Origin of the sequence: Alcanivorax sp. 24 (assembly GCF_004360225.1) — a bacterium.
GTDB lineage: Bacteria > Pseudomonadota > Gammaproteobacteria > Pseudomonadales > Alcanivoracaceae > Alloalcanivorax > Alloalcanivorax xiamenensis.
Genome location: NZ_SNUA01000016.1, coordinates 1 through 25,621, shown reverse-complemented (window position 1 = coordinate 25,621; position 25,621 = coordinate 1). Strand labels below are relative to the sequence as shown.

Here is a 25,621-nt window from a genome sequence, read left to right as displayed (position 1 = left end):
TTGATTTTCACTGTTAACTATTCCCTGTTCACTATTCACTGCCCTTGTCGCCTGGCACCGGCGACAAGGGCGGCACCACGTCACCATTCTGCGCCCGGTGGCGCAGGTAGTGGTCCATCAGCACCAGCGCCATCATGGCTTCGGCGATGGGGGTGGCGCGCACGCCGACGCAGGGGTCGTGGCGGCCTTTGGTGACCACTTCGGTGGGTTGGCCGTCCAGGGTCAGGCTGCGGCCCGGGATCAGGATGCTGGAGGTGGGTTTGAGCGCGATGCTGGCGCGCAGGCGCTGACCGGAGCTGATACCGCCGAGCACGCCGCCGGCATGGTTGCTGACGAAGCCTTGCGGGGTGATCTCGTCGCGGTGCTGTTCACCGCGTTGGTTGACCACCTCGAAGCCGTCTCCCACTTCCACTGCTTTGACCGCGTTGATCGACATCATCGCCTTGGCCAGATCGGCGTCGAGGCGGTCGAATACCGGCTCGCCCCAGCCTGGCGGCACCCTGTCGGCGAACACCGTGACCCGGGCACCAATGGAAGAGCCGTCCTTGCGCAAAGCGTTGATCAGCGCTTCCAGTTCAGGGACTTTGGCGGCGTCCGGAAAAAAGAACGGGTTGTCGTTGACCGTGCTCCAGTCAAACTGTTCGGCGCGGATATCGCCGATCTGCTCGACCCCACCGTAAATCCGCACTCCGAGCCGCTCCGACAGAAACTTGCGGGCGATGGCGCCGGCGGCCACGCGCATGGCGGTTTCCCGGGCGGAGGAGCGGCCGCCGCCGCGGTAATCACGGAAGCCGTACTTCTGGGTGTAGGTGTAGTCGGCGTGACCGGGACGGAAGGTATTGGCGATCTCGCTGTAGTCCTTGGATTTCTGATCGGTGTTCTCGATCAGCAATCCAATGGGCGTGCCGGTGGTCTTGCCTTCGAACACGCCGGAAAGAATGCGCACCTGATCCGGTTCGCGTCGCTGGGTGGTGTAACGGCTGGTGCCGGGTTTGCGCCGATCCAGCTCCCCCTGCAGGTCCTCCTCGCTCAACGCCAATCCCGGCGGGCAGCCGTCGACGATGGCCCCGAGCGCCGGGCCGTGACTCTCACCGAAGGTGGTCACCCGAAACCGTTCACCAAAACTGTTCCCAGACATTCGTGCTCCTAGATCAGGGGGGTGCCGGTCAGCCGGCGAAATGCTCACGATGGTCGATCAATTGTTGCCGTGTCAGCAGAAAAACGCCATGGCCGCCGCGCTCGAACGCCAGCCACAGGAACGGCACCTCCGGCCAGGTCGCCATCACGTGCTGGTCGCTGTTGCCCACTTCCACGATCAGCACGCCGTCGTCGTTCAGATAGTCGGCGGCCCGGGCCAGGATGCGGCGGGTGAAATCCAGACCATCGACACCGGAGCCCAGCGCCAACTCCGGCTCATGATGGAATTCCTCTGGCATGGCGGCGAGATCGGCGGCGTCCACATAGGGCGGGTTGGACACGATCAGGTCGTAGCGCCCCCGCAGGCCGTCAAAGCCATCGGAGAGCACCGCCCGCACCCGGTCCCCGAGGCCGTAGTGATCGATATTGGCCTGGCACACCGCCAGGGCGTCGGCGGAAATATCACTGGCGTCCACCTCAGCGTGTTCCATGGCCATGGCCATGGCGATGGCGATGCATCCCCCCCCGGTGCACAAATCCAGTGCACGCAATGGTTGTTCCGGATCAAGCCACGGCTGGAAACCGGCCTCGATCAGTTCGGCGATCGGCGAACGGGGGATCAGCACCCGCTCATCCACCTGGAACGGCAAACCGCAAAACCAGGCCTGGCCGGTCAGATACGGCGTCGGCACCCGTTCGTTGACGCGGCGTGTCATCAACGTCACGAACGCTTCCACTTCATGGGGCAGCAAACGGGCATCGAGCATGCGGGGGTCGGTGTCATGGGGCAAGGCCAGCACGTGCAGCAGCAGCGCCAGCGCCTCGTCACCATGGTCGTCGGTACCGTGGCCCAGAAACACCTTGCCGCGACGCAGGCAGCTCTCGCCCCAGCGCAGGCAATCCCGGGGGGTGCGCAGAGAGGCCAGGGCCTGTTGTTGCTGAATCTCGTCGATCACCTGTGGACCTCCACCAATGGGCGCGCAAGATTAGCATAGAACGGCGCGGGATGGAGGATCACGGACGCCGGACGCCGGACGCCGGACGCCGGACGCCGGACGCCGGACGCCGGACGCCGGACGCCGGACGCCGGACGCCGGACGCCGGACGCCGGACGCCGGACGCCGGACGCCGATAATGCAAAACCAGACACAACGCCCTGGCAAGCACGAAAAACGCTTTTTTATGGTTCATCGCGGTTTAGCGGGCCGCGGCGCTTCAATTACGGGCACGGGTCTGTAATCGGAAGGGGCTACGAAGCCGCCGTGGGAAGCTTGCTTGCAAGCGAATCGCCAACGGCCCAGGGCATTCGCGGCCAAGGCCGCTTCCCACAGCGGCTTCGTGGCATGCTCCGTGGGAGACCCGCTTGCTGGCGAATACAGCGGTTGGTAGCCCCTTCCGTTACAGACCCGTGCCCGTAGTACGGCCCCGGGTTTTGACTTTAGCGTCCGGCGTCTGGCCCCTAATAGCACTTTCACCGGATTGATTTTCCGCGCCCATCTACGCCACTCTCATCAGGTTAACCAAAATAAGCAGGATGCAATAATCCCATGCCCTCCCTTACCGTCCGCCAGGACGGCCCCCTGACTCTGGTCGAGCTACCCGACGGCCTCGATGTGGACCCGGCGGTGCAGTGGCGTATCTACCGTCAGCGACTGGCGCTGTTTCATGCGCATGGCGACCAGCCCCAGCGAGTCATCTACCAAGGCAACATCGGCAGTCTCGACATGCGTGCCGCGCGCTTTGCCTGCGGCCACGAGTTCGCGCGGATCACCGCGCACAAGGTCATCGTGCTGGAAGGCGCGCTCAATCGGACCTTCGCGCACATGATGCTGACACTCAATAAGCCGGCTTTTACCGTCACCACGGCGTTATCGTTCGAGCAGGCCAGAACCCGTCTGCTCAACGAGCTTCCTCCCGACGAAACGGACCGCCCCCTTGCCGCTGGTGCCAAAGGCAGGTAGTAAAGAAAAAGGGCAAGGCGTGGCGGTGGTCCATAATGATCATGCCTGCCCTTTTCTTCGCGGACACTGATGAGGAAGCCATGCGCATCTGGTTATTCAAAACCGAACCCGACACCTTTAGTCTGAACGACTTGCGAGCCGCCCCTGACGGTACCTCCGGCTGGGATGGCGTGCGCAACTACCAGGCGCGCAACCGGTTGCGCGATGAGGTAAGCAACGGTGATCGCGTTCTGATCTACCATTCCAGTTGCAAGGTGCCGGCCATCGTTGGCGAGGCGGAAGTGGTGTCCAACGCCTATCCGGATCCCACCCAGTTCACCGCCGGCCACGCCGGTGAGCCTCGCTGGTATCAGGTGGACGTGCGTTACCATCGCCACTTTCCCGAACCGCTCTCCCTGGCGACCATCCGGGATCACGCGGAGTTCGCCGACATGGAGCTGGTGACCCGCCCACGGCTGTCGATCCAGCAGATAACGGATCGTCAGTACCAGCAGATTCTGGCGCTGTGCGGAATCGATGAGCCGCGATCCGCCTCCGGCGCGGCCTGACCCGGCGAGAGGCGGTTTCACTCACCATCGTTTCCTCCGGTATGCTGGGTAAGAATAACAACGCAGTGGGGCACTCCATGAAACTGCATCACCAGATTTTTCTCGCCATGATTCTGGGCGGGCTGGCGGGCTGGGTGACCAGTGAAGATACCCGGATTCTGGGCATCGCCGTTATCGAAGCCTATGACCTGATCGGCACTTTGTTCATCAATGCCTTGAAGATGCTGGTGGTCCCCTTGATCACCACCGCCATCATCAGCGGTCTGGTCAACGTCGGCCAGGGCAAGAACCTCGGCCGGCTGGGCGCCAAGACAGTGCTGTTCTATATGAGCACCAGCCTGATCGCCATTCTAATCGGTTTGTTGCTGGTGAATATCACCACGCCAGGCATCATCGACGGCGAGCCAGCCCGGGATCTGCTGGGCTTCGCCGCCAACACCCAGGACGTGCTGCAGAAAATCGAAGGCCGGGGCGCCGGCGAGTTCACTCAGATTCTGCTGCAAATGTTACCGCCCAATCTGGTCCAGGCGGCCGCCGATGGCCAGATGCTGGGACTGATCGTGTTCTCGCTGCTGTTCGGCTTTTTCCTGCGGACGCTGGCCGGCGCACCGGGCGACACCCTGCGCAACATGGTCGAGGGGTTCTACGAAGTGATGGTCAGCATCACCATGCTGATCATCCGTTTCGCCCCGCTGGGCGTGTTCGGTCTGATCGCCGCCACCGTCACCCGCACCGGCCTGGACGCTCTGGAACCGCTGCTGTGGTTCTTCTTCACGGTGCTCGCCGCCCTGTTCCTGCATGCCTTCGTGGTGATGCCGCTGCTGATCCGGGTGCTGGCGCAACGCTCACCCTGGCGCCATTTCCAGGCCATGTCACCGGCACTGATGACCGCATTCTCCTCGGCCAGTTCCGCCGCCACCTTGCCATTGACCATGGACTGCGTGCAGAAACGCTCCGGCGTCTCCAAGCGCACCGCCAGTTTCGTGCTGCCGCTGGGCGCCACCGTGAACATGGACGGCACCGCGCTGTACGAATGCGCCGCCGCCATTTTCATCGCCCAGGCCTATGGTCTGGATCTCTCCTTCGGCATGCAGTTCGCCATTGTCTTCACCGCTCTGATCACGTCCATTGGCGTCGCCAGCATCCCCGCCGCCAGCCTGGTGGCGATCACCGTGATCCTTGGCATCATCGGCCTGCCGGCGGAGGCGATTGGTTTGATTCTGGTCACCGACCGTATTCTCGACATGTGCCGCACCGCGGTGAATGTGTGGGGCGACAGCGTCGGCGCCGTCCTGCTGGCCCGCAGTGAAGGCGAGGAAAACGTGCTACAAACCCCCATGCGCCAACTGGATGGCCAACGCCATGCAGTGTAGATCCAACCTCCGGCACGAGCGCCGGCCGTGAGTCAGAACCGCCCCGTGATGCTGATCACCGGTGCCGCCCACGGTCTGGGCGCCGCCCTGGCCCGGGTGGCCGCCGATGATTACCGACTGGCGCTGCTGGATCGTGATGAATTGGCCGGGCAGACCCTGGCCAACACTCTGCGCGGCCGTACCGGTGAGGTGCTCTTCCTGCATGCCGATGTCAGTGATGAACGCGCGGTCCGCCAGGCAATGGAACGGATACAGCGGCGCTGGGAGCGCCTGGACGTGGTGATCAACAACGCCGGCGTGGCCGATGCGGGCCCGTTCGAAGCGCTCGGTAACCACGGTTGGCAGCAGCTCTGGCAAACCAATGTGATGGGGACCGTATATGTGTGCCGGGCAGCACTGGCGATGATGAAACGGCAGAACAGCGGCCATCTGATCAATATCTCGGCACTGGCCGGCATCACCGGCCAACCTGGCATGAGCAGCTACGCCGCCGCCAGCGGCGCTGTGATCAGCCTCAGCGAGGCGCTGGCAGCGGAACTGACCGACTACGATGTCGCCGTCAGCGTGGCCTGCCCGGACGTCTTTCCCAGCACCCTGCACCTGCGGCTGACCGGCGCTGACCCACTCAGCCGCGCCCGCCTGGAGCGGGCCATGCAACGTGCCGATGATGACGTCGACACGGTGGCACGGGATATCCTCACCGCCGCCACCAAACGACCGCTGTACATTTTCCCGCAAGCGACAGCCCGCCGCGCCTGGCGCCGCAAACGGCGCAATCCCATGCGTTTTTTCCATAAATGGCAAAAACGCGGTTAACAGTGAATAGGGAACAGTGAATAGTTGCGCGTGCTACGAAAGGCGGTAACTGAAATCAAAGAGGCCGCGTCCGGGACAGGGAGCGGCCTCTTTGATTGGAAAAACAAAAAAGCGGACTATTGCGGATCGGCAAACGGCCTTTGCGTCATCGCAACGCCGCTTTCTTTTCACTATTAACTATTCACTGTTAACTCTTCCCTGTTCCCTATTAACTCTTCACTGCTTTTCTTTTATATACCGCAGCGTGTGCCGATAGTCCCCTTCCAGCGCCTGGTCGAAACGCTGGCCGATCAGTTTCTCCAACTTGCCGCCCACCAAGGGCACCGAGGAGCGCACCGCCACCTGAGTGATCTGACGGGCTTCGCCGCTGCCGTCGCTGCCGGGTAACAGCGTCATGGTGCCGCTGACTTTCACCGGCACATTGCCGAGGGCGAAGCGGTATTCCGCGCGGTAGCCGCCTTCCGGCGCGGGGTGCCAACGGAACTCCGTGGTCAGATCGGCCTGGGTGGGCAGAAAGCGGCGGGCGAAACCGGGAATTTTATCGGCACGGATGGCGATCGGCTGAACGATGCGGATCAGCACCCCGTCACCAGTCTGTTCAAACGCATCAAAACGATAGTTCTCTACCTTGCCCCAGGCGTAACGCTGCTCAAAAAACGCCTTACTGGTGAGAATTGCATACAACGTTTCCACATCCACCGGATAGCGGCGCTCCACCGTCATTTCCATGTTATCTCCCGAACGTTTTTTCGTATTGGCCAGAAAGCCTGTGTTCAAAGAACTCTATGATGGGCCAGAAACGGCGGGGACGGTACACTGGAATACCCGTTGTGAACAGGATCGGGCACAGCATGAGCGACGAACGTCCCTATGCCTTGGTGTTGTACGGTGCCACCGGTTTCACCGGCGGGCTCACCGCCCGCTACCTGAGTTGCCATTTGCCCCGGAATGCCCACTGGGCCATCGCCGGGCGGCACCGCGATGGTCTGGAAAAAATCGCCGCCGCCCTGGAACAGCGCGGTCACCGGCCGGACCTGCTGATCGCCAGCAGTGACGACGAGGCCAGCCTCGCCGCCATGGCCGCCAGGACCCGGGTGCTGATCAGCACCGTGGGGCCCTATGTTCGTCATGGTGAACCGCTGGTGCGGGCCTGCATCGACCAGGGCACCCACTACTGTGATCTCACCGGCGAGCCGGAGTTCGTCAATCGCCTGCTGCTGGAGCACCATGCCGCCGCCCGCGACGCCGGCTGTGCCATCGTCAACAGTTGCGGCTTTGACTCCATTCCCCACGATGCCGGCGTGCTGTTCACCATCAACCGGCTGATCCAGGCCCACGGCCGCCCGCTGGACCAGCCGGTAACGGTGGAAGGGGCACTGACCGCTTCGGCCCGGTTTTCCGGCGGCACCTGGCATTCCGCCGTGGAAGCCTTCGCCCGCCCCGGCGCCAATCGAGACAGCCTGCGCCGGGCCAACGAGCAACTGCGCCGGGACTATCCGAGACAGGTCGCCACTCTGCCTTTCCGGGCCCGACATGACACGGATCTGGGGGGCTGGCTGGCGCCGCTGCCGACCATCGACCCGATGGTGGTGCTGCGCTCCGCCCGCGCGCTGGACCGCTATGGGCCGCAATTCCGCTACGGCCATTATCTGGCCAACGACAACCCGCTCAAACTCGGCCTCGGTGCCGCCGCTGTTGGCGCCCTGATCGGCGCGGCGCAAGTCGGCCCGCTGCGGCGCTGGCTGCTGCGGAGCCGCCCGGCTGGCGAGGGCCCGGACGCGGCCACCCGTGCCCGCTCCTGGTTCCAGGTGAGATTGCGCGGGCGCTGTGGAGACAGTGAGGTGCTGTGCCAGGTGTCCGGTGGCGATCCCGGCTACGACGAGACCGCCTGTATGCTCGCCGAAACCGCCATGGCGCTGGCACTGGATCCGGGCCAGCCCCAGGATACCGGTGTCATCACCCCGGTGATGGCGTTAGGGGACCCGTTGCTGGAGCGCCTGATCAAAGCCGGCCTCCGTTTCGAGCAGCTTCAACGGACCAGCGGATAGCTTGATGGCGGGCCCGTGAGCCAGTAGTGCCCCATAAGTGCAAAAGCGCCAGACGCCGGAGGCTTGACGCTTTTGCATGGTCGCGTATTCGCTGCCAAGGCCGCTCCCACAGCGGCTTCGTGGTTCGGCCCGTGGGAAGCTGCCTTGGCAGCGAATCAGTATGTTGCGTGTAAGCAGGCCTTTCCCGCAATTGCGCGCCGTCCCAGCAATCCGCATAATGATAACCATTATTATTATCATGAACGAGCATGGGGACGACGATCCGCGATGGCGAGCAGCGGCCAGTGGCACCAGCAAATCGACCGGTTGTATGGAGACCATCAGCGCTGGCTGGTGAGCTGGTTCCGTCGCAAGCTCGGTTGCCACCAGCGCGCCGATGATCTCACCCACGACACTTTCATGCGTCTGCTGGTACGCCGCGAAGCCATCACCGTGCGCGAGCCGCGGGCCTTTCTCACCACTCTGGCCAGCCGCGTGCTGTCCAATCACTGGCGCCGCGAACAAGTGGAAGCCGCTTACCTGAGGAGTCTGGCGGCGCTGCCCGAGGAGCAGGCGCCCTCGCCAGAGGAACACGCTCTGCTGCTGGAAGCCCTGCACCAGGTGGACCGGATGCTGGGGAATCTGCCGTTGCCAGTGAAGCGCGCGTTCCTGTATGCCCAGTTGGACGGCCTGACTCATCAGGCCATCGCCGACCAGTTAAACCTGTCGGTCAGCACCGTGAAACGTTATCTGATTCGCGCCTCCGCCCAATGCTACTTCGCCCTGGAAAGCACATGAGCGAGTCCTGGTCCACCGACGCCGAGCAGGGGTTGCCCGCCCCTCCGGACATTCCCAAGGAGATTGCACGGCAGGCGGTGGAATGGCTGGTGGAATGGCAATCCGGTGACATGGCCGCCGACCGTCAGGAGGCTTTTCGCCGTTGGCACGAGGCCAACCCGGATCACCGCAGTGCCTGGCGACACATCGAGCAGGTCAATCAGCACCTGCGCGATCTCGGTGGTCCGCAACGAGCACCGCTGGCCCGGGCCACCCTGCTGACGCCTCCCCTCTCTTCCCGAGCACGCAAACGCCGGCAAGTGGTGCAGTCACTGGTCGCTGCTCTGTTTCTCGGTGGCGGCGCCTGGATCACTCGCGATGCCTGGCCGGAGTGGCGGGCGGACTTGCGCACCGCGGTGGGCGAGCGCGCCACCCACCGGCTCGACGACGGTACCGAACTGACCCTGAATACCGACAGCGCCGTGGATGTGCGGTTCAATGATCAGGAGCGGCGGCTGCGCCTGCTCGCGGGCGAGATCATGGTCACCACCGGCCAGGACACCCGCCCCCTGGTGATCGATACCGGACAGGGGGAGCTACACCCGCTGGGCACCCGGTTCAATGTGCGCATACTGGAGAACGCCGTTCGGCTCAGCGTGCTCGAAGGCGTGGTGGCGATTCGCCCTCGTGGCCAGGGTCGCGAAGCCGCCAGGGTGCCGGCCGGCCAGCAGCGGCGCTTCAACGCCTTCGGCGTGGCACCTGCCGCTCCGCTGGACGACAACGCCGCGGCCTGGACCCATGGCATGCTGGTGGCCAGCAACCAGCGTCTGGCGGATTTCCTGGCGGAACTGGGTCGCTATCGCAATGGGACTCTGAGTTGTGATCCGGCGGTGGCCGATCTGCGCTTGTCCGGCACCTACCCGCTGGCCGACAGCGACCGCGTGCTGACCGCCCTGCCCGGCATCCTGCCAGTGGAGGTGCGCTTCCTGACCCGCTATTGGGTGCGGATTTTGCCAAAATCGTCTTCCGGGTGAGCTGTTTGGGACGGCTCGCGGGACATAGGAGGTAAACCCACCTATCTCCCTTGATCCGGAGTCCCTGATGCCACTTTTGTTACCCTCTCTTACTTACCGATCCTTGCCCTTCCTGGGGCGGTCCCTGCTTGTTGCGCTCACTCTGAGCCTGCCTCTGCTGCCCGCCGCCGCGTCGGCCCAGACCGCCGGCGCCGAAGCCCGGCAGCACTACAGCGTTCCCGCCAGCCCCCTGGAAGCGGCCCTGAACCGCTTTGGTCAACAGGCACGGATCCTGCTGTCGTTCCCCCCCGAGCTGGTCAAGGATCTGCGCAGCCCCGGACTTGATGGCCGCTATACGGTGGCGGATGGCCTCCAGCAGTTACTGGCGGGCACGGCGCTGCAGGCACGCGCCAACGGCCAGGGCGGCTATCAAATCCAACCGGCGGCGTCACGTCTGGCGCCGATCGACGTCAACGCCGATATCCCTGTCTCCGGCGCCGCCACACCCGTACCGGTGTACGCTGGCGGGCAGGTGGCCAGCGGCGGGCGCGTCGGCGTGCTGGGTGACATGGATATGATGGAAGCGCCGTTCAATATCACCGCCTACACCGCCGAGCTGGCGGACGATCAGCAGGCGCGCAGCATCGCCGATATTCTGGTCAACAACAGCGCCGCGGTCCGCCTCACCGGTGCCCGGGGCGACCTCAACGACAGCTACACCATTCGCGGGTTTCCGGTGAACAACCACGATGTGGCGCTCAATGGCGTCTATGGCCTGCTTCCCTATTGGCGGGTGCCGATCGAATTCGCCGAGCGGGTGGAATTGATACGCGGCCCCAACGCCTTGCTCAACGGCATGGCGCCCAGCGGCAGTGTCGGCGGCGCAATTAATGTGGTGCCCAAACGGGCGGCGGCGCAGCCGCTGACCCGACTCAGCGTGGACTACACCTCCGACAGCCAGGTCGGGACTCATGTGGATGTGGGGCGGCGGTTCGGCGAAGAGAACCGTTTCGGAGTGCGCTTCAACGGCGTCTATCGTCAGGGCGACACCGCTCTGGAAGATCAGAGCCGGGAATTCCCGTTAATGGCTCTGGCGCTGGATTATCAAGGCGAGCGCTTGCGTCTGTCCTCCGATCTGCTGTTCCAGAAGGAAAAGCTGGACGGTGTGATCCGGCCGATTCAGGTGGCTGAAGGCGTGTCGATGCCGGACGCACCGGACTCCGATCGCCTGTTCGGCATGAAAAACTCCTATTCCGATGCCCAGACCCTGTCCATCGCCAACAACGCTGAGTACGATTTCAATGAGCATGTCACCGGCTTTCTTACCTTCGGTGGTCGGAAGAACGAATGGGATACTGTCGCCGCCAATGTTGTTGTCGATGGGGACAGCGGCGCGTCGGATTTCGGCTCCGCGCGCCAGCGCGCCGAGCGGCGCACCCTGGTGGCCCAGACCGGCTTGCGCGGACGCTTTGCCACTGGCGCCGTGAACCATCAGTGGTCATTGAGCGTGAACCGTCTTAAACACCGCGAAGGCGTCGTTTACCAGTTTGGCGCGCCGGTGCCGGGCAATCTTTACCATCCCGCCAGGGATCTGGACGTGGATTATTCCTCTCTGGACGGCCATATCCCGACCACTCAGGAATACGTGTTCAGCGGTCTGACTCTCACCGATCGCTTGTTGATGCTGGACGAGCGCGTGCAACTGACCCTGGGCGCTCGTCGGCAATGGATCAGAACCGACAATTACGATCAGGGTACTGGCGCCAAAACCAGCGCGTACAACGAACAACTGTGGACTCCCCTGATCGGCCTGGCGGTCATGCCGTTGAACAACCTGACCTTCTATGCCAACGCCATCCAGGGCCTCAGTCCCGGCGATGCCGCGCCGCTCACCGCCAGCAATCCAGGCACCATTCTGGCCCCTTATAAAACCAAACAGTTCGAGATAGGTGCGAAGTACGACAGCGGCCGGTTCGGCGCCACCCTGGCCGCCTTCCAGATCAAAAAGCCCAGCGCCTACGTAAACAGTGACAATGTTTTCAGGGCCGATGGCGAACAGCGCAACCGGGGCGTGGAAGTCAATCTTTTCGGTGAGCCCATGGATGGCCTGCGCGTACTTTCCGGTCTGAGTTATGTCCAGCCTCGCCTGACCAATACCCAGGGCGGCCACAATGACGACAACGACGCCCCCGGCGTATCCCGCGAACAGGCCAACCTGGGTTTCGACTGGGACCTGTCGCGTCAGATCAGCCTCGGCGCCCGCTGGATTTATACCGGAGAGGCGTACCTGGACGCCGCCAACACCCGCACTATCCCCGACTGGCATCGGGTGGATCTGGGCGCCCGCTATCGCCTCAGTCTTTCCGGCACGCCGGTGGTAGTGCGCGCGAATATGGAGAACGCTTTCGGCGAGGACTACTGGCAGGGCGCCAGTGGCTATGAGGGGGTGAACATCGGCGTGCCACGGACACTCACCCTCTCCGTCACCGTGGACCTCTAAGAGCCTGTTTACGATCTATTCGCCACCGCGTTGCCGCTGGAAAAGCCGCCGGAGGGCGTCGCGGACTGAAGGCTTTGGTGGGGCCAAAGGCAAAGGCCGGGGCGTTCTCTGGCGGCTTTTCCAGCGCAACCCGAAGGGCCGGGCCCACTTTCTTTAGGTGGAGAGTGCCGCCAGGCCGCGATTACGCTTGTTTATGTAGATGGACTACACCGCACAGTCGGAATCACGACCTGACGACAAAATGAGCTCCGGCGCGGCGGTGAATAGATCGTAAACAGGCCCTAAATAAGGGAGAACCGTCATGACACCACGCGCCTTTCGCGTCTGGTCCTTCGTACACAAGTGGACCAGCCTGATCGCCACCCTTTTCATGCTGATGCTGTGCCTGACCGGCCTGCCGCTGATCTTTCATCATGAGATCGAACACTTGACGCTGCCGGAACTGGAAACCCTGCCGGAGAACCACAAGGCGGTCACGGTACAGAGCATCATCGACCAGGCGGACCGCAACCGCCCGGATGAACAGGTCCTCTACGCGTTCTTCGATGACGAGAACCCGCTGGTGATGGTGGCCACCGGCGCCTCGCCAATGAGCGCCCCGGAGACCTTTCATTATCAGACCTTCGATCTGCGTAATGGCCGGCAGCTGCGGGTGGCCCAACCCACGGAAGGGTTCATGTACGTGATGAGGCGGCTGCACGTGGATCTGTTCGCCGGACTGCCCGGCATGTTGTTTCTGGGGCTGATGGGACTGCTGGTAATGGTGGCCATCGTCAGCGGCGTGGTGTTGTACGCGCCGTTCATGCGCAAACAGCCGTTCGCCACGGTGCGCAGCCAGCGCAGCCGGCGCCTGCGCTGGCTGGATCTGCATAATTTGTTGGGCATCGTCACCGTGGTCTGGCTTTCCGTGGTCACCCTGACCGGTATCATCAATACCCTGGCCGTGCCCATCGAAAGGATGTGGCAGGCCAGCGAATTGGCGGAAATGGCCGCGTCCCACCGGGACCGTCCGGTGCCCGGGCAGTACGCCAGCGTGGACCGGGTAAGCGGGAAAATCCGCTCCGCCTTTCCGAACGGGCATCTGCTTACCCTGGCCTTCCCCGGCACGCCATTCGCCAGCCCCCATCACTACGGCGTCTATCTGGTGGGCAATACGCCGGTGACCAGCCGCGTGCTCTCCCCAGCCCTGGTGGACGCCGCCAGCGGCGAGATCACCGCCACCCGCGCCATGCCCTGGTACGCCCGGACCCTGTTTCTGTCACAGCCGCTGCACTTCGGTGACTATGGCGGCATGCCGCTAAAACTGCTGTGGACGGCACTTGACGTGATCACCATCGTGGTGCTGATCACGGGCTTGTATTTGTGGCTCGGCAAAAGACGAGGCACGAAACGCGCCGTGGATGAAGGACCGGATTACCTGTTGGAGGACACAGTATGAACATGCCGCGACGAGCCGTGGTGAAACCCAACGGGCTGTGGGGTATTTTCCGCCTCCCCTTCTGGATCGGCGTGATCAGCGCGGTGGGGCTGGTATCCGCCCTGCTCGCCGACGGCGTCTGGGACGCCCTGTCCTGGCTCTGCCTGGCGGTACCGGTGCTGATCGCCCTTCGTCCACGACGCATCTGACGCCGGACGCCCCTGTCAAGCACCGTTATGGGCCGGCGAGCTTATGTGTATACCAGTGGCCGATCGCTGCCAAGGCCGCTCCCACAGCGGCTTCGTGGTTCGGCCCGTGGGAAGCTGCCTTGGCAGCGAATCAGCGTGCCAGAGAGACTCAAACCGCCGCCTGCGCGGCCGGAGAGCGCGCCAGGTACGCCAGCGCCTGTTCGGTGTCCCCTTCAAAGAAGGGATGGAAGCCGGGGTGAACCCAGCGCAGGGTGGCCACCACCAGGAAACTGAAGGTGGGCACATTGCCAGTGCGGCGTCCGGTGCGTTGCAACTGCCATAACAGTCGCGGAATCCACAGCCGGCCGATCCGGCGCACGCGCGGATCCGGATCCTGGCGTGCCAAGCTGCGCGCGCCTTCGGAGATGAAATAAATGAACAATGGAAACACCAGCGCCATCAACGCCTGCCGGCTGACGTAGAACCCCAGTTGAGTACGGCAGAGATGATCGAACAGATCAAAGGCCACGGTGCGGTGTTCGACCTCCTCCGCCAGGTGCCATTTGAACAGGTCGGCCATGGCGGCGTCGCCCCGCGCCTCCCAGGTGGTGTTGTCCATGGCCCACTGGCCGAGGACGCCGGTGAAATGCTCAATGGCGGCGATAATGCCCACTCTCAGCACCAGCCAGTGGCGGCTCAGACTCGAGTGGCGCAGCGCCGGCACCGCCAGCGGCGCGTCACCGAGAAAGGTGCCGAACAGCCAGTCCACCCGCGCCACATACTCCTCCACACTCAGGCCATGACCACGCAGATATTCCTGGGCACCGGAGTGGGCACGGGAGTGAATCGCTTCCTGGCGAATGAAGCCCTCCACCTCGGCCCGCAAAGCGTCATCGCTGACCAGCGGCAGGGCCTGATTATAGACGCGGCAGAACCACAGTTCCCCGGCGGGCAGCAGCAAGTGGATGCCATTGATCATGTAGGAGGAAAACGGGTCTTCCGGCAGCCAGTGCAGCGGCGTCCCGGAAAAATCGAAGCGGACACGGCGGGCCTTCAGGGCATGGCCCGCCGCGCGGTGCAGTTCTTGTGCTTTTTGTTTGGCGGTGGACATGTCGGCTTCCATCTGAACAGGCCTTGGATGGAATCTAATTTACATCGACCAATGTCACTGTCAACAATGTCGATTCACCGAAATGCCATCGGCTCCGGTCCCGATCGCCCTACCCGGCTTTAACGAGCCTCTGCAAAACGTCATGCCGGATCCGGTCTTGTGTCATGCCGGACTTGATCCGACATCTCCGGCTACCAGGCCATGTCCCCTGTAGAGGGAGATCCCGGGTCAAGCCCGGGATGACGTACGGATCTGGTCCGGGGTGACGTACGGGTCAAGGCCAGGATGATGGGGTGTTTTTCAGAGGGGGTTTAATTGTCCAGAAACGCGCGGATCTCCGCCGCCACCGGCTCGGGCGTATCCATGTGCAAATGGTGGCGCCCCGGCAGGATGACCCGGCCGGCGTCCCGGAGCCAGTCGAAGCGGTGTTCGAATTTCACTTCACCGGCGAGGCCGCTCTCCCCCAGGATCAGCAAGGTCGGCGCTTCAATGGCACGGACAAAGCCTTCCACCTGTTCCTCGGTGAAGCGAACCGAGGAGGCAATTCGCAAACGCATGTCGGTACGCCAGGTCCAGCCGCCTTCCACCGCCACCAGTCCCCGCTCACACAGCAGCCGCGCGGATTCGGTATCAAGCCCGCCCAGCGCCTGACGGCGCAGCGCCACGGCGTCGTCCTGGGCGGCGTAGACCGGCTTGCGCTTCTCTGGCAGCGAATGCATCTGGTCGATGGCCTGGCGCAGTGTGCCCGCCACGTCACTGGCCGGCGTGGCGGGCGGGCCCAACCCTTCGATCAGCACCAGCTTGCTGACCCGCTCCGGGAAGGTGGCGGCGAACAGGCAGGCCACGCCAGCGCCCATGGAGTGCCCCATCAACACGAAACGGCCCCAGCCCATCTGGTCGGCCACGGCGAGCACATCGCGCACGTGATCCACATAATGGGTGGCCAGCTCCGCCGGGCGGTGTTCGGAATGGCCATGGCCGGCGAAGTCCAACGCCACCATGGGCCGGTCCAGATACCCGGACAGCGGCAGATAGGACGCGGCGTTGTCGAGCCAGCCGTGCAGCGCCAGGATCGGTTCCCCCTCCGCGTCCCCATGCCCGCCGTCCCAATACAGCGCCGCCAGGGTCTGCCCATAGGCGGAGAAGCGGCGTTCTTCAGGTGTTCTTGTTGTCGGCATGGGGGGCATGGTCGGCTCCGGTCAGTTCAACAATCAGTTCTCGCACCATTTCAGCGGTGCGCTCCGGGTATTGCAATGGATACATGTGCCCCCCGGGCGAGAACAGCCGGCGCAGACGATGACGCCGGGCGTGACGCTCGCCGCTGTGATGGAACGGCGGCGGCGAGTCCTGGCCGGTGACCAGGGCTCCGGGTACCTTGAGACGGGGCATGCGCGTAAGGCCGGTGGGCACCTCCCGAAAGATCGCCACTTCGACGGCCGGGCGGAAGCGCAACCGCCAGCCGTCACCGTGACGTTCCAGACCGGCCCGCAGATAATCCCGCAGACAACGCGGATCGAACGCCTTGAAAAAACCACGGGAGCCGAAATAGCTCTCCACATCCTCCCAGTTGTCCCAATGATCAAGCCGGGTTTTGCTGAGGCCCGCCGGGGTGAACCGGTCCTGCAGGCCCAGCGCCTTGATGCCGCGCATGACCACGCCGCGAAACCCGTTGGCCATGGGCGGATCCAGCATGATCAACGCCTTGAACCAGTCCGGGTGGCGCTGGGCCACGTGAAACATCAGCACCGAGCCCATGGAATGGCCCAGACCAATCAGCGGCTTGGGCAGATCCCGCATCCACGCTTCCAGTTCCAGGCTCAGGCTTTTCCAGTCGGCGTCCACCGGGAAGCGCTTATCGTGCGCCAGACACTCGATAATCCGCACATCGTAGTGCTCCGCCAGCGGCGCCAGGAAGGTGTCGTAACTGTGGCCGGGCACACCGTTGGCATGGGCGAAGGCGAGCGTGGTTTTACGCCCGGCGTCACCGGTGTTATCGGTATCCGTCATGCATGAACCTCAGAACCAGCGTGGAAAGCCGGACATCATAGCCACACCGGCCGGGAAACACATGGACCGATTACGACATCATGGGGGGCGAATTCGGTCAGCCGGACGCCGGACGCCGGACGCCGGACGCCGGACGCCGGACGCCGGACGCCGGACGCCGGACGCCGGACGCCGGACGCCGGACGCCGGACGCCGGACGCCGGACGCCGGACGCCGGACGCCGATAATGCAAAACCAGACACAACGCCCTGGCAAGCACTAAAACGCTTTTTTATGACCGCCGTCCATGGCGGTCACCCTTCGGGCCGTCGCCGAGCAACGTTAAAAATTGCTCCCGGCAATTTTTTATGACCGCCGTCCATGGCGGTCACCCTTCGGGCCGTCGCCGAGCAACGTTAAAAATTGCTCCCGGCAATTTTTTATTTCCGCAATGCCCGCAGCCCCAGGTTTTGACTTTAGCGTCTAGCGTCTAGCGTCTAGCGTCTAGCGTCTAGCGTCTAGCGTCTAGCGTCTAGCGTCTAGCGTCTGGCGTCTGGCGTCTGGCGTCTGGCGTCTGGCGTCCGACGTCTAGCACCCGGCGCAACGCCCGTCCGCTCGTGTACAATGCCCCGATGGCCGACGGCCGCCAGCGGCCGAGTAACGATCCGAGGAAAAGGCATGACTCTGATTTCTTTCAACATCAACGGTATTCGCGCCCGGCTGCATCAGTTGGAAGCGGTGATCAATAAGTACCAGCCGGCGCTGATCGGTCTGCAGGAAACCAAAGTGCAGGACAGCGAGTTTCCTGAACAGGCGGTGCGGGACATGGGTTATCACCCCTATTATTTTGGTCAGAAGGGGCATTACGGCGTCGCCCTGATTACCCGTGAGCCGTTGGCGGATATCCGCTACGGTTTTCCCGGCGATGACGAGGACGCGCAAAGACGCATGATCATCGGCCGTCTGCAAGATCACGATGGCGCTCCGGTGACGGTGCTGAACGGCTATTTTCCTCAGGGCGAGAATCGCTCCCACCCGACCAAGTTCCCGGCCAAACAGAAGTTCTACGAGGATCTGCAACGGTATCTTGAGAACGAACACAAGCCGGACGAACAACTGGTGATCATGGGCGATTTCAATATCTCCTCCACCGATCTCGATATCGGCATCGGCGAGGACAACCGCAAGCGCTGGCTGCGCGAAGGCAAGACCAGCTTCCTGCCGGAAGAGCGTGAATGGTGGCAGCGGCTGGTGGACTGGGGCCTGGTGGACACTTTCCGCCATTTGAACCCCGAGACCAACGATGTGTTCTCCTGGTTCGATTACCGCTCCAAGGGCTTCCATCGTGATCCGCGCCGGGGTCTGCGCATCGATACTCTTCTGGCCACCCGGCCACTGCTCGACAAGCTCAAGGACAGCGGCGTGGATTACGATATCCGCGCCATGGAGAAACCCTCCGACCACTGCCCGGTGTGGAGCCGCTTCGATCCGATCTCATGAATGTACGTCTGAACCTGAAACGGCTGCGCCTGGACCTGGACAGTCTGGGCTATCTGGTCGATCTGGCGATGATCGGCCTGATCCTGCTCAATCTGGGGCTGATTCTGTTCGACTGGCTGTTCCGCATTCCCGCCGTGCAGGAGTTCCTGCAATTCCTGTCGCCGGCGTTTTTCGGCTTCTACCGGGACACCGTGCACGCCAACTTCCTCGAGATCGACCTTTGGTTCGTGGCGGTTTTCCTCACTGAATTCGTGATCCGCTGGGGCTTCGCCATCGGCCGGCGCACCTACCACCGCTGGTTCTTTTACCCGTTCGCGCATTGGTACGATCTGCTCGGCTGCATCCCGGTGGGCAGCTTCCGCTGGCTGCGGATTCTGCGTGTGATCAGTCTCATGTACCGGCTGCAAAAGCGGGGCGTGGTGGACTTCACCGAGACCTATCTGGGCCGCACCGTGCTCAAGTATTACCGGATCCTGGTGGAGGAGATTTCCGACCGGGTGGTGATCAACATTCTGGAAGGCGCCCAGCGGGAGATCGTCAGCGGCGGCCAGTTGATGCATCGCATCGAACAGGATGTGCTGCTGCCACGCCGTGACGAACTGGTGGACTATCTCGGCGGGCGCATCGCCGACGCCACCCGGCGCAGTCACGATCAATACCGGGACCAGCTTGGTGATTATCTCAGCCATCTCACCAATGAGGCGGTGAACCGCACCCCGGCGGGCCGCCGGCTGGCGGCGATCCCGGTGGCCGGTCCCCGGGCCGTCGCCCTGCTTGGCGATACCGTGCGTGATGCCGGGGACGCGCTGGTGGATCAGTTGGTGGAGGACATCAGCGCGCCAGCCAACCGCGAACGGCTGGACCACCTGATCAACGACCTGATCCGTACCGCCAGCGGCGGCCAACAGCAGCAGTTGAATACGCTGCTACGCGAAACTCTGCTCGATATTCTCGAGGAAGTGAAGGCGCAAATCGCCGTGCAGCACTGGAAGCACGAGGAAGCGGATGAGCGCATGCTCGAGGAGAAACGCCGACAAGAAGCCCGCAAAGCGCGCCGTGAGAGGCGCGAACGGAAAGCCGGACAGTAATGGAAGCGAGTCCCGGTTGATCGGCCGCTACTGCCTCTGGGTTTTAATCGGTTTCCCGGTGTTTGGGATATTCGCTTGCAAGCAAGCTCCCACAGCGGCTTCGTAGCTCTTCTCTGTGGGAAGCTGCCTTGGCAGCGAATTGTTTTCCCTGCCGTTGGCAATATTCGCTTGCAAGCCAGCTTCCCTCAGCAGTTTTGTAGTCCTTCTCTGAGGGAAGCTGCCTGGTGGGGAATTGTCAGCAGGGCCGTTGCGGCCCTCGCAGCCACAGCAGGCGGGCGCCATTGGCGGCGGCCACGTCCACATCCAGCGCCGCCACCGAGCCGACCCGGAACGCCGGACGGGAGCACGGCTCGCCAATCCAGGTGGCGGTGAGCAAGGACACCAGGGGCATGTGGCTGACCAATACCAGGTCTTCCTGCTCGGGCTGCAGCATCAGCCATTCCAGAAACCGCTCCGGCTGGGCCTCCGGCACCAGGTAACCGCAGGATTCCTGCTCCATGCCGCCAAACGCCTGCGCGATGCACAACGCGGTCTGCTGCGCGCGCCGGTAGGGGCTGGCCACCAGCCGCCCCACGTTTACCCCCTCCTCACGCAAGGTTTGCCACAGGGACAAGACTTCCGCCCGGCCCCTTTCGGTCAGCGGACGCTCCGCGTCAGTGGGGGCCTTGGCCACCGCTTCACCATGACGGCACAGGTAAACTCTCAAGACGAGGCTCCGTGGAAACTGAATTCCACATCGTGTTTGTGTTCGCCACTCATCAGCCGTATCACCATGGTCTCCAGCGGCTGATGATCGTAAATAATGTCGTAGAGCGCCGTGGCCAGTGGCATGTAAACCTGCAGCTCCCTGGCCCGCTCCGCCACCAGCTTGATGGTGTTGATCCCTTCCGCGGTCTGTCCCAGATCCGCCACCGCCTGCTCCAGCGACTTGCCCTGCCCCAACTCGTAACCAACCCGGTAATTGCGGGACAACGACGAGGAACAGGTGGCGATCAGATCGCCCACCCCGGCCAGCCCCAGGAAGGTCAGCGGATTGGCGCCCAATCCCACGGCGAAGCGGCTCATCTCCGCCAGGGCCCGGGTCAGCATGAAACTGCGGCTGTTCTCGCCGACACCAATGGCCGCCGCCATGCCGGACGCCACCGCGTAGATGTTCTTGAGCGCCCCGCCCAGCTCCACGCCGTACAGGTCCGGGTTGTCGTAGACGCGGAAGTAATCGCAGCTCAGGGCTTTCTGGATAGTGCCGCGCAGTTGCTCATCGCCACTGGCGATAACGGTACCGGTGAACTTGCGCTCGACGATCTCGCGTGCCAGATTCGGGCCGCTGAGCACGCCGACCCGGGTGTGCGGCCATTCCCGCTGCAACACCTGGCTCATCAGCAGGAAGCCATCCTCCAGGATACCCTTGGTGCAGCTGACCACGATGGTACCGTCCGGCACCCAGTGGCGGGCCTGGCCCAGGACCTCGACAAAGGCGCTGCTGGGGACCGCGACGAACACCAGATCAGCGCCCTTGAGCACCTCTTCCAGGCTCTCGGAAGCCACCACTCCGGCCGGCAGGGCCTGCCCTGGCAGGTAGCGCGGGTTCTCGCGATCCTCATTGATGGCCGCGGCGGTTTCCGGATCACGCACCCAGAGCCGGGTGTCGTGGCCGTTTTCCGCCAGGATACTGGCCATGGCGGTACCGAAGCTGCCACCACCGAGAATGGCCGCCGTATGTTGCGTCATGCAGGGCATCCTTTGTCCGGCGGCGCGGGCCCAGGGCCCAAGCCGCGAATTTCCGGCATCATAAGAGCCTGGGCCGGATCTTTCCACCATCGGGTGCTCGCCGGACGCCGATAATGCAAAACCAGACCCAACGCCCTGGCAAGCACTAAAACGTTTTTTTTGGTTCATCGCGGTTTGGCGGGACACGGCGCTTCAATCATGGGCACGGGTCTGTAACGGAAGGGGCTATCAAGCCGCTGTATTCGCCAGCAAGCCGGTCTCCCACGGATCATGCCACGAAGCCGCTGTGGGAAGCTTGCTGGCAAGCGAATATCCCAACACCAGAGGGCCGGAACTCGCCAGCAAGCTGGCCTCCCACGGATCATGCCACGAAGCCACTGTGGGAAGCTTGCTGGCAAGCGAATATCCCAACACCAGAGGGCCGGAATTCGCCAGCAAGCTGGTCTCCCACGGATCTACCACGAAACCGCTGTGGGAAGCTTGCTGGCAAGCGAATATCCCAACACCGGAGGGCCGGATTCGCCAGCATGCTGGTCTCCCACGGATCTACCACGAAGCCGCTGTGGGAAGCTTGCTGGCAAGCGAATATCCCAACACCAGAGGGCCGGAATTCGCCAGCAAGCTGGCCTCCCACGGATCATGCCACGAAGCCACTGTGGGAAGCTTGCTGGCAAGCGAATATCCCAACACCAGAGGGCCGGAATTCGCCAGCAAGCTGGCCTCCCACGGATCATGCCACGAAACCGCTGTGGGAAGCGGCCCGGGCGGCGCTCCGCTTGGCCGCGAATGCCCTGAGCCGTTGGCGATTCGCTTGCCAGCAAGCTTCCCACAGCGGCGCTGTAGCCACCTCTGAAGGGAGGTCTTCGAGGTAACCGGGCAATACGGGAGCCCCCCGCCGGAGCGACCCTTCCCGCTAAACCGCGAGGAACCTTTTCATGACCGCCGTCCATGGCGGTCACCCTTCGGGCCGTCGCACAGCAACGTTAAAAATTGCTCCCGGCAATTCTTTATTCCTGCAATGCCCGCAGCCCCGGGTTTTGACTTTAGCGTCCGGCGTCCGGCGCTCTTTTCTCACGCCCTCTCCGCGCGATCCTGCAGCAGTTGATTCAAGCGCCGCGCGGTGGCCGCCGGGTCCTTCGGCAACTGCCCTTCCGCCAGCAGCGCCTGGTCCAGCAGAAGTTGAGCCAGTTCGGCAAAGGTATCGCTGTCCTCCAGTTCCGCCATGCGTTGCATCAGCGGGTGGGACAGGTTCACCTCCAGGATCGGCTTGCTTTCCGGCACCGGCTGGCCGGCGGCTTCCAGCATCATGCGCATCTGCGGGCCCAGTTCGTCGGCGCCGAGCACCAGACAGGCCGGGGATTCCACCAGCCGCGCGGTGGCGCGCACCGCTTCCACCTGCTCGTTCAGCACTTCGCCCAGACGGCCCAGCACCGGTGCGTCCTGCTTCGGCTGTTCCGCTTCGTCGGTGTCGTCTCCAGGCATGTCCAGCTCACCACGGGCGGCGTTGACCAGGGTGCGGCCCTTATACTCGGTAAGGAAGCCCATCATCCATTCGTCCACCCGCTCGGCCAGCAGCAGCACCTCGACGCCTTTCTTGCGGAACACTTCCAGGTGCGGGCTGTTCCGCGCGGCACTCAGGCTGTCGCCCAGCAGATAGTAAATGCGCTTGTTTTCCTCACCGGCGCGTTCAATGTAATCATCCAGCCCCACGCTCCCTGGCGTTGGCGAGGTGGAGGAAGCAAAGCGCAGCAAACCGGCTATGGCCTCGCGGTTATCGCCGTCCTCGCCGATCCCTTCCTTGAGCACCTGGCCGAACTGCTGCCAGAAGGTATCGTAAGCGTCCTGGTCGCCGCTGAGTTTGCGCAGCATTTGCAGTACCCGCTTGGTCAGCGCCGCGCGGATCTTGCGCACCGGGCCATAGTCCTGCAGTAACTCACGGCTGACATTCAGCGGCAGCCCCGGGGCGTCCACCACGCCTTTGATGAAACGCAGGTACAAGGGCAGGAACTGCTCGGCGTCGTCCATGATGAACACGCGCTGAACATAGAGCTTGAGCCCCCGGCTGGCTTCCCGGTGGTACAGATCGAACGGCGCCCGCGGCGGTACGTACAACAGGCTGGTGTACTCCAGGTTGCCTTCCACCCGGTTGTGACTCCAGGTCAGCGGATCCTGGAAGTCATGGCTGACATGACGATAGAAGCTCTTGTATTCGTCGTCGCTGATCTCCTGACGGGGGCGCTGCCACAGGGCGGTGGCGGAGTTGAGGGTTTCCAGCTCGGTGGCGCCCTCCTCCTTCTCGTCACCGGCTTTCTCGTCACCGGCCGGTACCGCCATGCGGATCGGGAAGGCCACGTGGTCAGAATACTGCCGTACTATGCCGCGCAACTTGCCGGTGTCGACGAAGTCCTTGGCGTCGTCACGCAAATGCAGGGTAATACGGGTGCCACGGCGCGGTACCGTCAGCGTTTCCACACTGAACTCGCCCTGACCATCGCTTTCCCAGCGCACCCCCTGTTCCGCGCTATCTCCGGCCCGGCGGCTTTCCACGGTGACCTTGTCGGCGACGATAAACGCGGAATAGAAACCGACGCCGAACTGGCCGATCAGTTGCGCGTCCTTCTTCTGATCACCGGTGAGACTGGCCAGGAATTTCTCGGTGCCGGAGCGGGCAATGGTGCCGAGGTTCTCCACCACTTCCTCGCGGTTCATGCCAATGCCGTTGTCGCTGATGGTCAGGGTGCCGGTGTCGGCGTCCACCGCCAGATCAATGGCCGGCTCGGGGTCTTCCTCCAGCCATTCCGGGTGATCCAGAGCGGCGAAACGCAGCTTGTCACAGGCGTCCGAGGCGTTGGATACCAGTTCGCGCAGGAAAATTTCCCGGTTGCTGTACAGGGAGTGAATCATCAGATGCAACAGGCGGGACACTTCCGCCTGAAAACCACGGGTCTCGCGGTCACTGCTCATCGAGGGGGTCTCCGTTTTGTTGTCGAGTGCGGTTTTGGGATAGGAGCAGAATAGGGTTGGCGACCAGGATTTCAAGGGGGCACGGTTTGTTGGGACGCCGGACGCCGGACGCCGGACGCCGGACGCCGGACGCCGGACGCCGGACGCCGGACGCCGGACGCCGGACGCCGGACGCCGATAATGCAAAACCAGACCCAACGCCCTGGCAAGCACTAAAACGCTTTTTAGGGTTCATCGCGGTTTGGCGGGCCACGGCGCTTCAATCATGGACACGGGTCTGTAACGGAAGGGGCTACCAAGCCGCTCTATTCGCCAGCATGCTGGTCTCCCACAGGTCCGCCACGAAGCCGCTGTGGGAAGCTTGCTGGCAAGCGAATATCCCAACACCAAAGGGCCGGAATTCGCCAGCAAGCTGGCCTCCCACAGGTCCGCCACGAAGTCGCTGTGGGAAGCTTGCTGGCAAGTGAATATCCCAACACCAGAGGGCCGGAACTCGCCAGCATGCTGGTCTCCCACAGGTCCGCCACGAAGTCGCTGTGGGAAGCTTGCTGGCAAGTGAATATCCCAACACCAGAGGGCCGGAACTCGCCAGCAAGCTGGTCTCCCACAGGTCCGCCACGAAGCCGCTGTGGGAAGCTTGCTGGCAAGCGAATATCCCAACACCAGAGAGCCGGAATTCGCCAGCATGCTGGTCTCCCACAGGTCCGCCACGAAGCCGCTGTGGGAAGCTTGCTGGCAAGCGAATATCCCAACACCAGAGGGCCGGAATTCGCCAGCAAGCTGGCCTCCCACAGGTCCGCCACGAAGTCGCTGTGGGAAGCTTGCTGGCAAGTGAATATCCCAACACCAGAGGGCCGGAACTCGCCAGCATGCTGGTCTCCCACAGGTCCGCCACGAAGTCGCTGTGGGAAGCTTGCTGGCAAGTGAATATCCCAACACCAGAGGGCCGGAACTCGCCAGCAAGCTGGTCTCCCACAGGTCCGCCACGAAGCCGCTGTGGGAAGCTTGCTGGCAAGCGAATATCCCAACACCAGAGAGCCGGAATTCGCCAGCATGCTGGTCTCCCACAGGTCCGCCACGAAGCCGCTGTGGGAAGCTTGCTGGCAAGCGAATATCCCAACACCAGAGGGCCGGAATTCGCCAGCAAGCTGGCCTCCCACAGGTCCGCCACGAAGTCGCTGTGGGAAGCTTGCTGGCAAGTGAATATCCCAACACCAGAGGGCCGGAACTCGCCAGCATGCTGGTCTCCCACAGGTCCGCCACGAAGTCGCTGTGGGAAGCTTGCTGGCAAGCGAGTATCCCAACACCAGAGGGCCGGAATTCGCCAGCAAGCGGGCCTCCCACGGATCCGCCACGAAGTCGCTGTGGGAAGCTTGCTGGCAAGCGAATATCCCAACACCAGAGGGCCGGAACTCGCCAGCAAGCTGGTCTCCCACAGGTCTGCCACGAAGCCACTGTGGGAAGCTTGCTGGCAAGCGAGTATCCCA

At 63.1% G+C, this 25,621-nt stretch carries 21 protein-coding genes; 12 read left to right on the top strand and 9 right to left on the bottom strand.

The window, feature by feature from the left end:
- Window positions 1-31 precede the first annotated feature (31 nt).
- The gene (gene aroC, locus E0L37_RS17900; protein WP_133493035.1) at window positions 32-1,138 is read right to left on the bottom strand and encodes a chorismate synthase; all 1,107 of its coding nucleotides are present in this window, start codon (window positions 1,136-1,138) and stop codon (window positions 32-34) included.
- A gap of 28 nt (window positions 1,139-1,166) precedes the next feature.
- The gene (prmB, locus tag E0L37_RS17895) at window positions 1,167-2,093 is read right to left on the bottom strand and encodes a 50S ribosomal protein L3 N(5)-glutamine methyltransferase (RefSeq protein WP_133493034.1); all 927 of its coding nucleotides are present in this window, start codon (window positions 2,091-2,093) and stop codon (window positions 1,167-1,169) included.
- A gap of 591 nt (window positions 2,094-2,684) precedes the next feature.
- Here prmB and E0L37_RS17890 point away from each other — a divergent pair.
- From E0L37_RS17890 to E0L37_RS17875, 4 genes are all read left to right on the top strand, one after another.
- Window positions 2,685-3,098, top strand: a complete 414-nt coding sequence (locus tag E0L37_RS17890) for a hypothetical protein (protein WP_133493033.1) — start codon at window positions 2,685-2,687, stop codon at window positions 3,096-3,098.
- Between the two features lie 35 nt (window positions 3,099-3,133).
- Complete coding sequence (locus tag E0L37_RS17885) at window positions 3,134-3,646, top strand: EVE domain-containing protein (RefSeq protein WP_236564193.1); 513 nt, start codon at window positions 3,134-3,136, stop codon at window positions 3,644-3,646.
- A 77-nt stretch (window positions 3,647-3,723) separates the two neighbouring features.
- Window positions 3,724-5,019, top strand: a complete 1,296-nt coding sequence (locus tag E0L37_RS17880; protein ID WP_022995988.1) for a dicarboxylate/amino acid:cation symporter — start codon at window positions 3,724-3,726, stop codon at window positions 5,017-5,019.
- 27 nt (window positions 5,020-5,046) lie between these two features.
- Window positions 5,047-5,835 (top strand): SDR family oxidoreductase, encoded by a 789-nt coding sequence (locus E0L37_RS17875; RefSeq protein ID WP_133493032.1) that lies wholly within the window; start codon window positions 5,047-5,049, stop codon window positions 5,833-5,835.
- 216 nt (window positions 5,836-6,051) lie between these two features.
- On the opposite strand, the gene E0L37_RS17870 is transcribed toward E0L37_RS17875, so the two are convergent.
- Window positions 6,052-6,564 (bottom strand): DUF2505 domain-containing protein, encoded by a 513-nt coding sequence (locus E0L37_RS17870; RefSeq protein WP_133493031.1) that lies wholly within the window; start codon window positions 6,562-6,564, stop codon window positions 6,052-6,054.
- A 122-nt stretch (window positions 6,565-6,686) separates the two neighbouring features.
- Here E0L37_RS17870 and E0L37_RS17865 point away from each other — a divergent pair, with 122 nt between their 5' ends.
- From E0L37_RS17865 to E0L37_RS17840, 6 genes are all read left to right on the top strand, one after another.
- Window positions 6,687-7,883 (top strand): trans-acting enoyl reductase family protein, encoded by a 1,197-nt coding sequence (locus E0L37_RS17865; protein WP_133493030.1) that lies wholly within the window; start codon window positions 6,687-6,689, stop codon window positions 7,881-7,883.
- Between the two features lie 267 nt (window positions 7,884-8,150).
- Window positions 8,151-8,660, top strand: coding sequence for a sigma-70 family RNA polymerase sigma factor (locus E0L37_RS17860; RefSeq protein ID WP_133493029.1), 510 nt, complete (start codon window positions 8,151-8,153; stop codon window positions 8,658-8,660).
- A complete protein-coding gene (locus E0L37_RS17855; RefSeq protein WP_133493028.1) occupies window positions 8,657-9,673 on the top strand; it encodes a FecR domain-containing protein in 1,017 nt (338 codons plus the stop codon). Before E0L37_RS17860 ends, E0L37_RS17855 begins: the two co-directional genes overlap by 4 nt.
- 67 nt (window positions 9,674-9,740) lie before the next feature.
- A complete protein-coding gene (locus E0L37_RS17850; RefSeq protein ID WP_133493027.1) occupies window positions 9,741-12,152 on the top strand; it encodes a TonB-dependent receptor in 2,412 nt (803 codons plus the stop codon).
- Between the two features lie 301 nt (window positions 12,153-12,453).
- Window positions 12,454-13,590 (top strand): PepSY domain-containing protein, encoded by a 1,137-nt coding sequence (locus E0L37_RS17845; protein WP_133493026.1) that lies wholly within the window; start codon window positions 12,454-12,456, stop codon window positions 13,588-13,590.
- Window positions 13,587-13,778, top strand: a complete 192-nt coding sequence (locus tag E0L37_RS17840) for a hypothetical protein (protein WP_133493025.1) — start codon at window positions 13,587-13,589, stop codon at window positions 13,776-13,778. The genes E0L37_RS17845 and E0L37_RS17840 overlap by 4 nt, the downstream gene beginning before the upstream one ends.
- Before the next feature lie 148 nt (window positions 13,779-13,926).
- Here E0L37_RS17840 and E0L37_RS17835 read toward each other — a convergent pair whose 3' ends face one another.
- From E0L37_RS17835 to E0L37_RS17825, 3 genes are all read right to left on the bottom strand, one after another.
- Complete coding sequence (locus E0L37_RS17835; RefSeq protein ID WP_133493024.1) at window positions 13,927-14,868, bottom strand: metal-dependent hydrolase; 942 nt, start codon at window positions 14,866-14,868, stop codon at window positions 13,927-13,929.
- 311 nt (window positions 14,869-15,179) lie between these two features.
- On the bottom strand, window positions 15,180-16,055 hold the full coding sequence (locus tag E0L37_RS17830; RefSeq protein ID WP_133493023.1) for an alpha/beta fold hydrolase: 876 nt from the start codon (window positions 16,053-16,055) through the stop codon (window positions 15,180-15,182).
- Window positions 16,024-16,875 (bottom strand): alpha/beta fold hydrolase, encoded by an 852-nt coding sequence (locus E0L37_RS17825; protein WP_133493022.1) that lies wholly within the window; start codon window positions 16,873-16,875, stop codon window positions 16,024-16,026. Before E0L37_RS17825 ends, E0L37_RS17830 begins: the two co-directional genes overlap by 32 nt.
- Before the next feature lie 657 nt (window positions 16,876-17,532).
- Here E0L37_RS17825 and xthA point away from each other — a divergent pair.
- Both xthA and E0L37_RS17810 read left to right on the top strand, forming a co-directional pair.
- Window positions 17,533-18,354: an exodeoxyribonuclease III gene (gene xthA / locus E0L37_RS17815; protein WP_133493021.1), complete on the top strand. Its 822-nt coding sequence runs from the start codon at window positions 17,533-17,535 to the stop codon at window positions 18,352-18,354.
- Window positions 18,351-19,442 carry an ion transporter gene (locus tag E0L37_RS17810; protein WP_133493020.1) on the top strand — a complete coding sequence of 364 codons (1,092 nt, stop codon included), beginning with the start codon at window positions 18,351-18,353 and terminating at the stop codon, window positions 19,440-19,442. Before xthA ends, E0L37_RS17810 begins: the two co-directional genes overlap by 4 nt.
- Window positions 19,443-19,677: 235 nt before the next feature.
- Here the strand turns inward: E0L37_RS17810 and sixA are convergent, their stop codons facing one another.
- The 3 genes from sixA to htpG all read right to left on the bottom strand — a co-directional run bounded on the left by sixA (window position 19,678) and on the right by htpG (window position 24,134).
- Complete coding sequence (gene sixA / locus E0L37_RS17805; RefSeq protein WP_133493019.1) at window positions 19,678-20,148, bottom strand: phosphohistidine phosphatase SixA; 471 nt, start codon at window positions 20,146-20,148, stop codon at window positions 19,678-19,680.
- On the bottom strand, window positions 20,145-21,170 hold the full coding sequence (locus E0L37_RS17800) for an NAD(P)H-dependent glycerol-3-phosphate dehydrogenase (RefSeq protein ID WP_133493018.1): 1,026 nt from the start codon (window positions 21,168-21,170) through the stop codon (window positions 20,145-20,147). Before E0L37_RS17800 ends, sixA begins: the two co-directional genes overlap by 4 nt.
- Before the next feature lie 1,071 nt (window positions 21,171-22,241).
- A complete protein-coding gene (htpG, locus tag E0L37_RS17795; protein ID WP_133493017.1) occupies window positions 22,242-24,134 on the bottom strand; it encodes a molecular chaperone HtpG in 1,893 nt (630 codons plus the stop codon).
- Between the last annotated feature and the right edge of the window lie 1,487 nt (window positions 24,135-25,621).